13 protein-coding genes, 1 tRNA gene and 2 rRNA genes are annotated in these 14,806 nt (G+C 49.1%); 12 read left to right on the plus strand and 4 right to left on the minus strand.

The annotated features are described in order from the left end of the window. Positions 1–2: 2 nt before the first annotated feature. From prmA to AACU19_RS18495, 5 genes are all read left to right on the plus strand, one after another. The gene (gene prmA, locus AACU19_RS18475; protein WP_001145840.1) at positions 3–884 is read left to right on the plus strand and encodes a 50S ribosomal protein L11 methyltransferase; all 882 of its coding nucleotides are present in this window, start codon (positions 3–5) and stop codon (positions 882–884) included. Between the two features lie 328 nt (positions 885–1,212). Then, positions 1,213–2,178 carry a tRNA dihydrouridine synthase DusB gene (gene dusB, locus AACU19_RS18480; RefSeq protein ID WP_001219652.1) on the plus strand — a complete coding sequence of 322 codons (966 nt, stop codon included), beginning with the start codon at positions 1,213–1,215 and terminating at the stop codon, positions 2,176–2,178. A gap of 25 nt (positions 2,179–2,203) precedes the next feature. Beyond that, a complete protein-coding gene (gene fis / locus AACU19_RS18485) occupies positions 2,204–2,500 on the plus strand; it encodes a DNA-binding transcriptional regulator Fis (protein ID WP_000462905.1) in 297 nt (98 codons plus the stop codon). An 85-nt stretch (positions 2,501–2,585) separates the two neighbouring features. After that, complete coding sequence (gene yhdJ, locus AACU19_RS18490; RefSeq protein WP_105278387.1) at positions 2,586–3,470, plus strand: adenine-specific DNA-methyltransferase; 885 nt, start codon at positions 2,586–2,588, stop codon at positions 3,468–3,470. Between the two features lie 83 nt (positions 3,471–3,553). Beyond that, on the plus strand, positions 3,554–3,733 hold the full coding sequence (locus AACU19_RS18495) for a DUF2556 family protein (protein WP_001295275.1): 180 nt from the start codon (positions 3,554–3,556) through the stop codon (positions 3,731–3,733). Between the two features lie 2 nt (positions 3,734–3,735). On the opposite strand, the gene acrS is transcribed toward AACU19_RS18495, so the two are convergent. Next, positions 3,736–4,398, minus strand: a complete 663-nt coding sequence (acrS, locus tag AACU19_RS18500; protein WP_105278388.1) for a multidrug efflux transporter transcriptional repressor AcrS — start codon at positions 4,396–4,398, stop codon at positions 3,736–3,738. A 398-nt stretch (positions 4,399–4,796) separates the two neighbouring features. Between acrS and acrE the strand changes: the two genes are divergently transcribed. From acrE to AACU19_RS18535, 7 genes are all read left to right on the plus strand, one after another. Then, positions 4,797–5,954 (plus strand): multidrug efflux RND transporter periplasmic adaptor subunit AcrE, encoded by a 1,158-nt coding sequence (gene acrE, locus AACU19_RS18505; RefSeq protein ID WP_000160362.1) that lies wholly within the window; start codon positions 4,797–4,799, stop codon positions 5,952–5,954. A gap of 11 nt (positions 5,955–5,965) precedes the next feature. Continuing rightward, positions 5,966–9,070 (plus strand): multidrug efflux RND transporter permease subunit AcrF, encoded by a 3,105-nt coding sequence (acrF, locus tag AACU19_RS18510; RefSeq protein ID WP_105278389.1) that lies wholly within the window; start codon positions 5,966–5,968, stop codon positions 9,068–9,070. Between the two features lie 252 nt (positions 9,071–9,322). Beyond that, the gene (locus AACU19_RS18515; protein ID WP_000825639.1) at positions 9,323–9,544 is read left to right on the plus strand and encodes a membrane protein; all 222 of its coding nucleotides are present in this window, start codon (positions 9,323–9,325) and stop codon (positions 9,542–9,544) included. 420 nt (positions 9,545–9,964) lie between these two features. After that, a complete protein-coding gene (locus AACU19_RS18520; protein WP_000738584.1) occupies positions 9,965–10,990 on the plus strand; it encodes an amino acid ABC transporter substrate-binding protein in 1,026 nt (341 codons plus the stop codon). 67 nt (positions 10,991–11,057) lie between these two features. After that, positions 11,058–12,239 (plus strand): amino acid ABC transporter permease, encoded by a 1,182-nt coding sequence (locus tag AACU19_RS18525; RefSeq protein ID WP_105278390.1) that lies wholly within the window; start codon positions 11,058–11,060, stop codon positions 12,237–12,239. A gap of 9 nt (positions 12,240–12,248) precedes the next feature. Beyond that, on the plus strand, positions 12,249–13,352 hold the full coding sequence (locus tag AACU19_RS18530; RefSeq protein ID WP_039021309.1) for an amino acid ABC transporter permease: 1,104 nt from the start codon (positions 12,249–12,251) through the stop codon (positions 13,350–13,352). Between the two features lie 7 nt (positions 13,353–13,359). Further along, positions 13,360–14,118, plus strand: a complete 759-nt coding sequence (locus AACU19_RS18535) for an amino acid ABC transporter ATP-binding protein (RefSeq protein WP_000078345.1) — start codon at positions 13,360–13,362, stop codon at positions 14,116–14,118. A 231-nt stretch (positions 14,119–14,349) separates the two neighbouring features. On the opposite strand, the gene rrf (AACU19_RS18540) is transcribed toward AACU19_RS18535, so the two are convergent. From rrf (AACU19_RS18540) to rrf (AACU19_RS18550), 3 genes are all read right to left on the minus strand, one after another. After that, positions 14,350–14,465: ribosomal RNA gene (rrf, locus tag AACU19_RS18540) — 5S ribosomal RNA — on the minus strand. Positions 14,466–14,504: 39 nt separating this feature from the next. Further along, positions 14,505–14,580, minus strand: a tRNA-Thr gene (locus tag AACU19_RS18545). A 14-nt stretch (positions 14,581–14,594) separates the two neighbouring features. Next, positions 14,595–14,710: ribosomal RNA gene (rrf, locus tag AACU19_RS18550) — 5S ribosomal RNA — on the minus strand. Positions 14,711–14,806 lie beyond the last annotated feature (96 nt).

Below are 14,806 nucleotides of genomic sequence, written 5' to 3' on the forward strand. Positions count from 1 at the left end.
CCATGCCTTGGATCCAACTGAAACTGAACACTACCGGCGCGAACGCGGAAGATCTTAGCGATGCGCTGATGGAAGCGGGTGCCGTTTCTATCACTTTTCAGGATACCCACGATACGCCTGTGTTTGAGCCGCTGCCGGGCGAAACGCGCCTGTGGGGCGACACCGATGTGATTGGTCTGTTCGATGCTGAAACCGACATGAATGAAGTCGTGGCGATTCTGGAGAATCATCCGCTGCTCGGCGCAGGCTTCGCGCACAAAATCGAACAACTGGAAGATAAAGACTGGGAGCGCGAATGGATGGATAATTTCCACCCGATGCGCTTTGGTGAACGACTGTGGATCTGCCCAAGCTGGCGTGATGTGCCGGACGAAAACGCCGTCAACGTAATGTTAGACCCAGGTCTGGCGTTTGGTACAGGGACTCATCCAACTACCTCTCTGTGCCTGCAATGGCTCGACAGCCTCGATTTAACCGGTAAAACAGTCATCGACTTTGGCTGCGGTTCCGGCATTCTGGCTATCGCGGCGCTGAAACTGGGTGCAGCAAAAGCCATTGGTATTGATATTGATCCGCAGGCGATTCAGGCCAGCCGCGACAACGCCGAACGTAATGGCGTTTCTGACCGTCTGGAACTCTACCTACCTAAAGATCAGCCAGAAGAAATGAAAGCCGACGTGGTGGTCGCTAACATCCTTGCAGGCCCATTACGTGAACTGGCACCGTTAATCAGCGTCCTGCCGGTTTCAGGTGGCTTGCTGGGCCTTTCCGGTATTCTGGCAAGCCAGGCAGAGAGCGTTTGTGAAGCTTATGCCGACAGCTTCGCTCTGGACCCGGTCGTGGAAAAAGAAGAGTGGTGCCGCATTACCGGTCGTAAGAATTAACCTTCGCATCGCCGTATGGTGACGCAAGGCGAAGTGCGAGCAAGGTCACAAAAGGCACGTTAATTTGCCGATTATTTACGCAGATTTGCGTGCCAAAATTTTCATTCATAAAGAAAAATTGAGAACTTACTCAAATTTCTTGGAGTGTAAATTTTAGTCACTATTTTCTAATATGATGATTTTTATGAGTAATTATCGCGCTAAGCTCATTTTAAATGCAATTCTTTGATCCATCTCAGAGGATTGGTCAAAGTTTGGCCTTTCATCTCGTGCAAAAAATGCGTAATATACGCCGCCTTGCAGTCACAGTATGGTCATTTCTTAACTCATGCGCATCGGACAATATCAGCTCAGAAATCGCCTGATCGCAGCGCCCATGGCTGGCATTACAGACAGACCTTTTCGGACGTTGTGCTACGAGATGGGAGCCGGATTGACAGTATCCGAGATGATGTCTTCTAACCCACAGGTTTGGGAAAGCGACAAATCTCGTTTACGGATGGTGCACATTGATGAACCCGGTATTCGCACCGTGCAAATTGCTGGTAGCGATCCGAAAGAAATGGCAGATGCAGCACGTATTAACGTGGAAAGCGGTGCCCAGATTATTGATATCAATATGGGTTGCCCGGCTAAAAAAGTGAATCGCAAGCTCGCAGGTTCAGCCCTCTTGCAGTACCCGGATGTCGTTAAATCGATCCTTACCGAGGTCGTCAATGCAGTGGACGTTCCTGTTACCCTGAAGATTCGCACCGGCTGGGCGCCGGAACACCGTAACTGCGAAGAGATTGCCCAACTGGCTGAAGACTGTGGCATTCAGGCTCTGACCATTCATGGCCGTACACGCGCCTGTTTGTTCAATGGAGAAGCTGAGTACGACAGTATTCGGGCAGTTAAGCAGAAAGTTTCCATTCCGGTTATCGCGAATGGCGACATTACTGACCCGCTTAAAGCCAGAGCTGTGCTCGACTATACAGGGGCGGATGCCCTGATGATAGGCCGCGCAGCTCAGGGAAGACCCTGGATCTTTCGGGAAATCCAGCATTATCTGGACACTGGGGAGTTGCTGCCCCCGCTGCCTTTGGCAGAGGTTAAGCGCTTGCTTTGCGCGCACGTTCGGGAACTGCATGACTTTTATGGTCCGGCAAAAGGGTACCGAATTGCACGTAAACACGTTTCCTGGTATCTCCAGGAACACGCTCCAAATGACCAGTTTCGGCGCACATTCAACGCCATTGAGGATGCCAGCGAACAGCTGGAGGCGTTGGAGGCATACTTCGAAAATTTTGCGTAAACAGAAATAAAGAGCTGACAGAACTATGTTCGAACAACGCGTAAATTCTGACGTACTGACCGTTTCTACCGTTAACTCTCAGGATCAGGTAACCCAAAAACCCCTGCGTGACTCGGTTAAACAGGCACTGAAGAACTATTTTGCTCAACTGAACGGTCAGGATGTGAATGACCTCTATGAGCTGGTACTGGCTGAAGTAGAACAGCCCCTGTTGGACATGGTGATGCAATACACCCGTGGTAACCAGACCCGTGCTGCGCTGATGATGGGCATCAACCGTGGTACGCTGCGTAAAAAATTGAAAAAATACGGCATGAACTAATTCAGGTTAGCTAAATGCTTGATTAAAAAGGCGCTACTCGGCATGGGGAAGCGCCTTTTTTATAGGTGTCACAAAGGGAGTGACCATGAGAACAGGATGTGAACCGACCCGATTTGGTAATGAAGCAAAGACCATCATCCAGGGTGATGCATTAACCGAACTTAAAAAGATCCCCGCCGAAAGTGTAGATCTGATCTTTGCCGACCCACCGTATAACATCGGTAAAAATTTTGATGGTATGATCGAAGCCTGGAAAGAAGATCTGTTTATCGACTGGCTGTTTGAAGTGATTGCAGAGTGCCACCGCGTTCTGAAAAAGCAGGGCAGCATGTACATCATGAACAGCACGGAAAACATGCCCTTTATCGATCTCCAGTGCCGCAAGTTTTTTACCATCAAAAGTCGCATCGTCTGGTCATATGACAGTTCTGGAGTGCAGGCGAAAAAACACTACGGCTCCATGTACGAACCCATCCTGATGATGGTGAAAGACGCAAAGAACTACACGTTCAACGGTGATGCTATTCTGGTAGAAGCCAAAACCGGATCGCAGCGCGCGTTGATCGATTATCGCAAAAATCCTCCACAGCCTTACAATCATCAAAAAGTACCGGGTAACGTCTGGGATTTTCCGCGCGTGCGTTATTTGATGGATGAATATGAGAATCACCCGACGCAAAAACCGGAAGCCTTACTGAAACGCATTATTCTCGCCTCTTCCAACCCAGGCGATATCGTTCTCGACCCGTTTGCCGGTAGCTTTACTACCGGTGCCGTAGCCGCCGCCAGCGGGCGAAAATTCATTGGTATTGAGATCAACAGCGAGTACATCAAAATGGGGCTTCGACGGCTGGATGTCGCGTCGCATTACTCTGCGGAAGAACTGGCGAAAGTGAAAAAAAGAAAGACCGGCAACCTGTCAAAACGAAGCCGGTTAAGCGAAGTTGACCCCGATCTCATTGCAAAGTAAAGGAAGTGTAAGCCTGGTTTTCAGATTATTCATTTCGTGTATATTTCCTGCCAGACTTGGTTAAACATGCACAGGCTCAGGTAATGATTCGCAAGTATTGGTGGCTCGTCGTTTTCGCTGTCTTCGTTTTTCTGTTTGATACTTTACTGATGCAGTGGATTGAACTGCTGGCAACAGAAACAGACAAATGCCGCAATATGAACTCAGTTAATCCACTAAAACTGGTTAACTGTGACGAACTGAATTTTCAGGACAGAATGTGAATTTATATGACACTTAATTCATTCGTTTGATGAATTAATTTCGTTATGTTTTCATCTGGCATGAACATTCTTAATACGTTATCGACCAGTGCGGGTGCTTGTTTATTAAGATCATAACCCGCCATATTCATTAACCAGTTTTGAACAATTCCGCTGAAGGCACCATCAATAATAATCATCACAACATCTAAATCGAGATTATTTGCTATACAACCTTGTTGCTGACATGCCTGCAATACTTCGCGGAGAGTCTGCGGATTAAAGCCCATCTTTTCGCGTATCACTCCCTCTGCCAGCATCTCATCATTAAATTCACATTTGTGATATAAGATTTTCAGCAACGCCTGCTGGCGGGGAATTTTGGCAATATATTGCAAGCCAACAATCAATTTTTCACGCAATTGCTGAAACGGGTCATGCTCTAACCCAGCTGTCAAGTGATCCTGGATTAACTCCCGCAATGAAGGCTGTTGCAACCACATCTCATTAAACAGTTGGGTCTTGTTCTCGAAGTGCCAGTAGATAGCGCCACGCGTAACGTTAGCGGCGTCGGCAATGTCGTTGAGCGTCGTCTTGCTTACGCCATGCTGCGCAAACTGGGCGATGGCAGTTTCAATCAGTTCTTGCCGGGTCTTCAGGGCTTCAGCTTTGGTTCTTTTTGCCATGATTAATTATTCAGGAAATAAATATATTCGACACAGGATGAGAAAATAGCGAAGGTTAATCTATCACCTAATGTATATTTATACGAGAGGCTAATATTGAGTTGCTATAAATCGTCAAATAAATAACGTTTATCATTTACCTAAAATACATTCACTCTATCAATATATATTTCAATTTGCGAGGATTTGATTCTACCTCTTTCAACCCGCGTCAAAATAAAACAGTAAAATATTAATCTTTTTTTGTGTTTATGTGCCTTGAGACGCCAGTATTCATAACTATTCCTTACATCGACGAATGATAATTTGTAGGATAGCGAACTGTATTTTTCTTTCTGCGAGTTAACGCGTTGCCTTTTTGGGTAAATAACGCGCTTTTGGTTTTTTGAGGAATAGTAATGACGAAACATGCCAGGTTTTTCCTCCTGCCCTCCTTTATTCTGATCTCCGCGGCTTTAATCGCCGGTTGTAACGATAAGGGAGAAGAGAAAGCTCACGTCGGTGAACCGCAGGTTACCGTTCATATTGTGAAAACGGCCCCGTTAGAAGTTAAGACTGAATTACCAGGCCGCACCAATGCTTACCGTATAGCCGAAGTTCGCCCACAGGTTAGCGGGATCGTACTGAGTCGCAATTTCACTGAAGGCAGCGATGTGCAAGCAGGCCAGTCTCTGTACCAGATCGATCCCGCGACCTATCAGGCAAGTTATGACAGCGCGAAAGGCGAACTGGCGAAAAGTGAAGCCGCCGCCGCCATCGCGCATTTGACGGTAAAACGTTACGTTCCGCTCGTGGGTACGAAATACATCAGTCAGCAGGAGTACGACCAGGCCATTGCTGATGCTCGCCAGGCCGATGCCGCCGTGATTGCCGCAAAAGCCACGGTCGAAAGCGCTCGCATCAATCTCGCTTATACCAAAGTGACTGCGCCAATTAGTGGACGTATCGGCAAATCGACTGTGACCGAAGGCGCTCTTGTCACTAATGGGCAAACGACCGAACTGGCGACTGTCCAGCAGCTCGATCCTATCTACGTTGATGTGACCCAATCCAGCAACGATTTTATGAGGCTGAAGCAATCCGTAGAGCAAGGAAATTTGCATAAGGAGAACGCCACCAGCAACGTAGAGTTGGTCATGGAGAACGGTCAAACCTATCCCCTGAAAGGTACGCTGCAATTCTCCGATGTTACCGTTGATGAAAGCACCGGCTCCATAACCCTACGTGCCGTCTTCCCTAACCCGCAACATACGCTTTTGCCAGGTATGTTTGTGCGCGCACGGATTGATGAAGGCGTTCAACCTGACGCCATTCTTATCCCGCAACAGGGCGTTAGCCGCACACCGCGTGGTGATGCAACCGTGCTGATTGTTAACGATAAAAGTCAGGTTGAAGCGCGCCCTGTCGTTGCCAGCCAGGCGATTGGCGATAAATGGTTGATTAGCGAAGGGCTGAAATCTGGCGATCAAGTCATTGTCAGCGGCCTGCAAAAAGCGCGTCCGGGAGAGCAGGTTAAAGCCACTACCGATACCCCCGCAGATACTGCATCGAAGTAAGGCAATCTGACATGGCAAACTTTTTTATTCGACGACCGATATTTGCATGGGTGCTGGCCATTATTCTGATGATGGCGGGCGCACTGGCGATCCTACAATTGCCCGTCGCCCAGTACCCGACCATTGCGCCGCCTGCGGTTTCTGTTTCGGCAAACTATCCGGGCGCTGATGCGCAGACCGTGCAGGATACGGTGACGCAGGTTATCGAACAGAATATGAATGGTATCGATAACCTGATGTATATGTCCTCCACCAGCGATTCCGCCGGTAGCGTGACAATTACCCTTACCTTTCAGTCCGGGACCGATCCAGATATCGCGCAAGTGCAGGTGCAGAACAAACTCCAGCTCGCCACGCCGTTGCTGCCGCAGGAGGTACAGCAGCAGGGGATCAGTGTTGAAAAGTCCAGTAGCAGCTATTTGATGGTGGCGGGCTTTGTCTCTGATAACCCAGGCACCACACAGGACGATATCTCGGACTATGTGGCCTCTAACGTTAAAGATACGCTTAGCCGTCTGAATGGCGTCGGTGACGTACAGCTTTTCGGCGCACAGTATGCGATGCGTATCTGGTTGGACGCCGATCTGCTAAACAAATATAAACTGACGCCGGTTGATGTGATTAACCAGTTGAAGGTACAGAACGATCAGATCGCTGCCGGACAGTTGGGCGGAACGCCAGCGTTACCAGGGCAACAGTTGAACGCCTCGATTATTGCTCAGACGCGGTTAAAAAATCCGGAAGAATTCGGCAAAGTGACCCTGCGCGTAAACAGTGACGGCTCGGTGGTACGCCTGAAAGATGTCGCACGGGTTGAACTTGGCGGTGAAAACTATAACGTTATCGCTCGCATCAACGGTAAACCGGCGGCGGGCCTGGGTATTAAGCTGGCAACCGGCGCGAATGCTCTCGATACCGCGAAAGCCATTAAGGCAAAACTGGCGGAATTACAGCCATTCTTCCCGCAGGGAATGAAGGTTCTCTATCCTTATGACACTACGCCATTCGTCCAGCTTTCTATTCACGAAGTGGTAAAAACGCTGTTCGAAGCCATTATGCTGGTGTTCCTGGTGATGTATCTGTTCTTGCAGAATATGCGAGCAACGCTGATCCCCACCATTGCGGTACCCGTGGTGTTGTTAGGGACGTTTGCCATCCTCGCCGCTTTTGGTTACTCCATCAATACACTAACTATGTTCGGGATGGTGCTTGCCATCGGGCTGCTCGTCGATGATGCGATAGTGGTGGTGGAGAACGTCGAGCGCGTGATGATGGAGGATAAGCTCCCGCCAAAAGAAGCGACGGAAAAATCAATGTCGCAAATCCAGGGCGCACTGGTGGGTATCGCGATGGTGCTGTCAGCGGTATTTATTCCAATGGCATTCTTCGGCGGTTCTACTGGGGCAATTTACCGCCAGTTCTCTATCACCATCGTTTCGGCAATGGCGCTTTCTGTTCTGGTGGCATTGATTCTTACCCCAGCGTTATGTGCAACACTGCTCAAACCCGTCTCTGCTGAGCATCACGAAAATAAGGGCGGTTTCTTCGGCTGGTTTAATACCACCTTCGATCATAGCGTTAACCACTACACCAACAGCGTCGGCAAAATCCTCGGTTCCACAGGACGATATTTACTGATCTATGCACTAATTGTTGCTGGAATGGTGGTGTTGTTTTTACGTCTTCCGTCTTCCTTCTTACCTGAAGAGGATCAGGGTGTCTTTCTGACTATGATTCAGTTACCCGCTGGCGCGACGCAAGAGCGGACGCAAAAAGTGTTGGATCAAGTGACGGATTACTATCTGAAGAACGAGAAAGCGAACGTAGAAAGTGTCTTTACGGTTAACGGCTTTAGCTTCAGCGGCCAGGCACAAAACGCCGGTATGGCTTTCGTCAGTCTGAAACCGTGGGAAGAGCGTAGTGGTGACGAAAACAGTGCGGAAGCGGTAATCCATCGTGCCAAAATGGAATTGGGCAAGATCCGCGACGGTTTTGTCATTCCATTCAATATGCCAGCCATTGTTGAACTGGGCACGGCAACGGGTTTCGACTTTGAGTTAATTGATCAGGCTGGGCTGGGTCACGATGCCCTGACCCAGGCCCGTAACCAGTTGCTTGGCATGGCGGCGCAACATCCTGCCAGCTTAGTCAGCGTGCGTCCTAATGGTCTGGAAGACACCGCGCAGTTTAAACTGGAAGTTGACCAGGAAAAGGCGCAGGCATTAGGTGTTTCACTTTCTGACATCAATCAGACCATTTCAACGGCGTTGGGTGGGACTTACGTTAACGACTTCATTGACCGTGGTCGCGTGAAAAAGGTGTATGTTCAGGCGGATGCCAAATTCCGTATGCTGCCAGAAGATGTCGATAAACTTTATGTCCGCAGCGCCAACGGCGAAATGGTGCCATTCTCTGCCTTTACCACTGCACATTGGGTGTATGGCTCTCCGCGACTGGAGCGCTACAACGGTCTGCCGTCAATGGAGATTCAGGGGGAAGCCGCGCCAGGAACCAGTTCCGGCGATGCCATGGCGTTGATGGAAAACCTTGCATCACAATTACCAGCTGGCATTGGTTATGACTGGACGGGTATGTCATATCAGGAACGCTTATCGGGAAACCAAGCTCCCGCTCTGGTAGCAATTTCCTTTGTGGTTGTTTTCCTGTGCCTTGCTGCACTCTATGAAAGCTGGTCAATTCCTGTCTCGGTTATGTTAGTCGTGCCGTTAGGGATTGTCGGCGTGCTACTGGCGGCGACACTCTTTAATCAAAAAAATGACGTCTACTTTATGGTGGGCTTGCTAACGACAATTGGCTTGTCGGCCAAAAACGCTATTTTGATTGTTGAGTTCGCTAAAGATCTCATGGAGAAAGAGGGTAAAGGTGTTGGTGAAGCGACACTGGTGGCAGTACGTATGCGTCTGCGTCCTATCCTGATGACCTCTCTCGCCTTTATTCTCGGCGTATTACCGCTAGCTATCAGTAACGGTGCCGGCAGTGGCGCGCAGAACGCAGTGGGTATCGGGGTAATGGGCGGGATGGTCTCTGCAACGTTGCTGGCAATCTTCTTCGTGCCGGTGTTCTTTGTGGTTATCCGCCGTTGCTTTAAAGGATAAATCAGAAACATAAAGGCGCTTTCGGGTGCCTTTATTATTTTCAGTGAAACCCATAAAAATTAATAAGATATTCTTCTACTCACTCTTTAAAAACTTTCTATAGTTCCCGCTCCCTTCACTATTTTTACAATTCACATAATTTGTCATTATTCATGCCGCAAGATTTATAACCTCCAGTGATAAAATGGCATTCAGCTCGTTAATAAGAGAGTTAACTTATTAAGCGTTAGCGTTTATTACTGAGGTAACACCATGAAAAGATTAATTCCTGTAGCATTGCTCACCGCATTGCTGGCGGGCTGTGCTCACGATTCGCCCTGCGTTCCGGTTTATGACGATCAGGGTCGACTGGTTCACACCAATACCTGTATGAAAGGCACGACTCAGGATAACTGGGAAACGGCTGGGGCTATTGCTGGCGGGGCAGCTGCTGTTGCTGGCCTGACGATGGGGATCATCGCTCTGTCGAAATAACTGAACAGGGCGCGGAGTACCGCGCTCTGTTTAACGATACAGTATCTCTACATAAGATAAAATATTGCTATATTCTGCTGGGTAATTCCCTGCTGATTTAGCATGTTATTTCGCTGCTTTCGAAATAACGCATCAATTTAATTTTCACACTTCCTACCAGAAATATACTCACGCTAACAATCATTATTCTGCTTAGTAAAAAATGCGTAAATATTTTGCGCCAAAATGTGGCGCATGTTTCATTTTCGCACCATTGCGGGGCGCTGTTTTTATTATTTCCTGTCTACACTCAGCTTATTGCGACGCGAAATCGTGCGCAAAAGCTGGCACTACTTTTGCTTATAAGAGGATGGCCACAGACAGGTAAAAGACGTTTCCCAAACGTCCTATAACGATAATTTTCGCCTCACAGGAAGCATTATGAAAAAGATGATGATAGCCACACTGGCTGCCGCCAGCGTGCTGCTTGCCGTTGCAAATCAGGCGCATGCTGGCGCGACGCTTGATGCCGTTCAGAAAAAAGGTTTTGTGCAATGCGGGATCAGTGATGGATTACCTGGGTTCTCTTATGCCGATGCTGACGGTAAGTTTTCAGGTATTGATGTAGATGTTTGTCGTGGTGTTGCGGCAGCTGTATTTGGTGACGACACGAAAGTGAAATATACCCCGCTCACTGCAAAAGAACGCTTCACGGCTTTACAGTCAGGGGAGGTGGATTTGCTCTCCCGTAATACGACCTGGACTTCCTCTCGCGATGCCGGTATGGGAATGGCATTTACTGGCGTCACTTATTATGACGGCATTGGTTTCCTGACGCACGATAAAGCGGGATTAAAAAGCGCGAAAGAACTGGATGGCGCAACAGTCTGTATTCAGGCGGGTACTGATACCGAACTCAACGTCGCCGATTACTTCAAGGCAAACAATATGAAGTACACACCAGTGACTTTCGATCGCTCTGACGAATCCGCGAAGGCACTGGAATCTGGTCGCTGCGATACGCTGGCCTCGGATCAATCACAACTGTATGCCCTGCGCATCAAATTAAGCAACCCAGCTGAATGGATTGTTTTACCGGAAGTTATCTCTAAAGAACCGCTTGGGCCGGTAGTTCGTCGTGGCGATGATGAATGGTTCTCTATAGTGCGCTGGACGCTTTTCGCCATGCTGAATGCTGAAGAGATGGGCGTTAATTCGCAAAACGTTGATGAAAAAGCGGCTAATCCTGCAACGCCTGATATGGCGCATCTGCTGGGTAAAGAGGGCGATTACGGTAAAGATCTGAAGCTGGATAATAAATGGGCTTACAACATCATCAAACAGGTGGGTAATTACTCGGAAATTTTTGAGCGTAACGTAGGTTCAGAAAGCCCCCTGAAGATTAAACGTGGGCAAAATAATCTCTGGAATAACGGCGGTATTCAGTACGCGCCGCCCGTGCGTTAAGTCGGTGTGAGGTAACGAGCGTCGCTACGGCGGCGCTCTCTTCAGCGTTATGCTTTCCGAGGTTTCTATGTCTCATCGCCGCTCAACCGTTAAAGGCTCACTCTCCTTTGCCAACCCTACGGTTCGCGCCTGGTTATTCCAGATCCTTGCCGTTGTTGCTGTTGTCGGCATTGTTGGTTGGCTATTTCACAACACTGTGACGAATCTCAGTAATCGCGGCATTACTTCAGGTTTTGCCTTCCTGGACCGCGGCGCTGGCTTCGGTATTATCCAGCATTTGATCGATTACCAGCAGGGTGATACCTACGGACGCGTTTTCATTGTTGGCTTACTCAATACGCTGCTGGTTTCTGCATTGTGTATTGTATTCGCTTCTGTTCTGGGCTTCTTTATCGGTCTGGCACGACTTTCGGATAACTGGCTGCTACGAAAGCTTTCCACAATTTATATTGAGATCTTCCGTAATATTCCGCCGCTACTGCAAATCTTCTTCTGGTACTTTGCCGTGTTGCGCAATTTGCCCGGACCACGCCAGGCAGAGAGTGCGTTTGATCTGGCCTTTTTGAGCAATCGTGGGCTTTATATTCCGTCGCCGCAGCTGGGAGACGGATTTATTGCGTTTATCCTGACTGTTGTTATTGCTATAGCCATTTCTGTTGGAATATTCCGTTTTAATAAAACGTACCAGATAAAGACCGGACAATTGCGCCGAACCTGGCCGGTCGCCGTTGTGTTGATCATCGGTTTGCCTTTACTGGCGCAATGGCTTTTTGGCGCGGCACTGCACTGGGATGTTCCAGCCCTACAAGGTTTTAATTTCCGCGGCGGGATGGTTTTAATTCCTGAACTGGCAGCCTTAACGCTGGCGCTTTCGGTTTATACCTCTGCATTTATCGCCGAGATTATCCGCGCCGGGATTCAGGCGGTGCCTTATGGTCAACATGAAGCGGCTCGGTCACTGGGATTACCCAACCCGGTTACGCTACGCCAGGTCATTATTTCCCAGGCATTGCGGGTGATTATTCCACCGTTAACCAGCCAGTATCTCAACATCGTCAAAAACTCCTCTCTTGCCGCCGCTATTGGCTATCCCGATATGGTTTCGCTGTTTGCCGGCACCGTGCTGAATCAGACGGGGCAAGCCATCGAGACGATAGCCATGACCATGTCGGTCTATCTGATTATCAGCCTGACTATCTCGCTGCTGATGAATATCTATAACCGCCGCATCGCGATCGTTGAACGCTAAGGAGTCATGATGACAAAAGTATTGCTGTCTCATCCCCCGCGCCCGGCGAGCCATAACTCAAGCCGCGCGATGGTGTGGGTGCGAAAAAATCTGTTCTCCAGCTTGAGCAATAGCCTGCTGACTATTGGCTGCATATGGTTGATGTGGGAACTGATCCCACCGTTGCTGAACTGGGCATTTTTGCAGGCTAACTGGGTTGGCTCAACGCGTGCCGACTGCACAAAAGCCGGTGCCTGTTGGGTCTTCATCCACGAACGATTTGGTCAGTTTATGTATGGGCTTTACCCACACGACCAACGCTGGCGAATTAACCTCGCATTACTGATTGGGCTTGTGTCGATCGCACCAATGTTCTGGAAAATACTCCCGTATCGCGGTCGCTATATTGCGGTATGGGCGGTGATTTACCCACTGATTGTCTGGTGGCTGATGTATGGCGGGTTTCTTGGTCTTGAGCGGGTTGAAACCAGGCAATGGGGCGGGCTGACGCTCACTTTAATTATTGCATCAGTTGGGATTGCGGGAGCGCTACCGTGGGGGATTTTACTGGCGTTAGGTCGCCGCTCCCATATGCCAATTGTGCGTATCTTGTCAGTCATTTTTATCGAGTTCTGGCGCGGCGTACCGCTAATCACCGTATTGTTTATGTCTTCGGTCATGCTGCCGCTGTTTATGGCAGAAGGCATCAGCATCGACAAACTGATCCGCGCGCTGGTTGGCGTGATCCTGTTTCAGTCAGCATATGTTGCGGAAGTCGTGCGAGGCGGATTACAGGCGCTGCCTAAAGGGCAATATGAAGCGGCAGAGTCGCTGGCGTTGGGTTACTGGAAAACCCAGGGGCTGGTTATTCTGCCACAGGCGTTGAAGCTGGTGATTCCTGGGCTGGTAAATACCATCATCGCACTCTTCAAAGATACCAGCCTGGTGATCATCATCGGGTTGTTCGATCTTTTCAGTAGCGTTCAGCAGGCAACCGTTGATCCCGCCTGGTTGGGTATGTCGACGGAAGGTTATGTTTTCGCCGCACTGATTTACTGGATCTTCTGTTTCAGCATGTCACGTTATAGCCAACATCTGGAAAAACGTTTTAACACCGGACGTACACCGCATTGAGGACACTATGAGCCAAATTTTACTGCAACCTGCTAACGCGATGATTACGCTGGAAAACGTCAATAAATGGTATGGACAATTCCATGTTCTGAAAAATATTAATTTAACCGTACAACCGGGAGAACGAATCGTTCTGTGTGGCCCTTCTGGTTCGGGGAAATCGACAACCATTCGCTGTATTAATCATCTGGAAGAACATCAACAGGGACGAATCGTGGTTGATGGCATCGAACTTAATGAAGATATCCGCAATATTGAGCGTGTCAGGCAGGAAGTGGGAATGGTCTTTCAGCATTTCAATCTCTTCCCTCATCTGACAGTTCTACAGAACTGTACCCTGGCACCGATTTGGGTACGCAAGATGCCTAAGAAAGAGGCTGAAGCTCTGGCGATGCATTATCTTGAGCGAGTAAGAATTGCCGAACATGCCCAGAAGTTTCCCGGACAGATTTCTGGTGGTCAGCAGCAACGCGTTGCCATAGCACGTTCACTTTGTATGAAACCAAAGATCATGCTGTTTGACGAACCTACGTCTGCGCTCGATCCGGAGATGGTGAAAGAAGTGCTGGATACAATGATTGGGCTGGCGCAGTCAGGTATGACTATGTTGTGCGTAACGCACGAGATGGGGTTTGCGCGAACCGTCGCTGATCGGGTGATTTTTATGGATCGTGGGGAGATAGTGGAACAAGCTGCACCGGATGAGTTTTTTGCGCATCCTAAATCAGAGCGTACGAGGACATTTTTATCGCAGGTAATCCATTAAGTTTTACATGGATTCTGAACGCAAAAAGGCCATCCTTTCGGATGGCCTTTCACTTGATTTGATGTCTGGCAGTTTATGGCGGGCGTCCTGCCCGCCACCCTCCGGGCCGTTGCTTCGCAACGTTCAAATCCGCTCCCGGCGGATTTGTCCTACTTGGGAGAGTGTTCACCGACAAACAACAGATAAAACAAAAGGCCCAGTCTTCCGACTGAGCCTTTTGTTTTATTTGATGTCTGGCAGTTCCCTACTCTCGCATGGGGAGACCCCACACTACCATCGGCGCTACGGCGTTTCACTTCTGAGTTCGGCATGGGGTCAGGTGGGACCACCGCGCTACTGCCGCCAGACAAATTCTTTTCTAATCTGCCGAACTTTAACCTAAAAAGTGGTGCTGATACCCAGAGTCGAACTGGGGACCTCACCCTTACCAAGGGTGCGCTCTACCAACTGAGCCATATCAGCACGCTTAATTTGATGCCTGGCAGTTCCCTACTCTCGCATGGGGAGACCCCACACTACCATCGGCGCTACGGCGTTTCACTTCTGAGTTCGGCATGGGGTCAGGTGGGACCACCGCGCTACGGCCGCCAGGCAAATTCTGTTTCATCAGACCGCTTCTGCGTTCTGATTTAATCTGTATCAGACTGAAAATCTTCTCTCAATCCGCCAAAACATCTTCGGCGTTGTA

The sequence above is a fragment of the Escherichia sp. MOD1-EC4550 genome (assembly GCF_963876935.1).
GTDB lineage: Bacteria > Pseudomonadota > Gammaproteobacteria > Enterobacterales > Enterobacteriaceae > Escherichia > Escherichia coli_F.

Coding starts and splice junctions, on each gene's coding strand:
- prmA (WP_001145840.1), top strand. CDS start 3: ATGCCTTGGATCCAACTGAAACTGAACACTACCGGCGCGAACGCGGAA.
- dusB (WP_001219652.1), top strand. CDS start 1,213: ATGCGCATCGGACAATATCAGCTCAGAAATCGCCTGATCGCAGCGCCC.
- fis (WP_000462905.1), top strand. CDS start 2,204: ATGTTCGAACAACGCGTAAATTCTGACGTACTGACCGTTTCTACCGTT.
- yhdJ (WP_105278387.1), top strand. CDS start 2,586: ATGAGAACAGGATGTGAACCGACCCGATTTGGTAATGAAGCAAAGACC.
- AACU19_RS18495 (WP_001295275.1), top strand. CDS start 3,554: ATGATTCGCAAGTATTGGTGGCTCGTCGTTTTCGCTGTCTTCGTTTTT.
- acrS (WP_105278388.1), bottom strand. CDS start 4,398: ATGGCAAAAAGAACCAAAGCTGAAGCCCTGAAGACCCGGCAAGAACTG.
- acrE (WP_000160362.1), top strand. CDS start 4,797: ATGACGAAACATGCCAGGTTTTTCCTCCTGCCCTCCTTTATTCTGATC.
- acrF (WP_105278389.1), top strand. CDS start 5,966: ATGGCAAACTTTTTTATTCGACGACCGATATTTGCATGGGTGCTGGCC.
- AACU19_RS18515 (WP_000825639.1), top strand. CDS start 9,323: ATGAAAAGATTAATTCCTGTAGCATTGCTCACCGCATTGCTGGCGGGC.
- AACU19_RS18520 (WP_000738584.1), top strand. CDS start 9,965: ATGAAAAAGATGATGATAGCCACACTGGCTGCCGCCAGCGTGCTGCTT.
- AACU19_RS18525 (WP_105278390.1), top strand. CDS start 11,058: ATGTCTCATCGCCGCTCAACCGTTAAAGGCTCACTCTCCTTTGCCAAC.
- AACU19_RS18530 (WP_039021309.1), top strand. CDS start 12,249: ATGACAAAAGTATTGCTGTCTCATCCCCCGCGCCCGGCGAGCCATAAC.
- AACU19_RS18535 (WP_000078345.1), top strand. CDS start 13,360: ATGAGCCAAATTTTACTGCAACCTGCTAACGCGATGATTACGCTGGAA.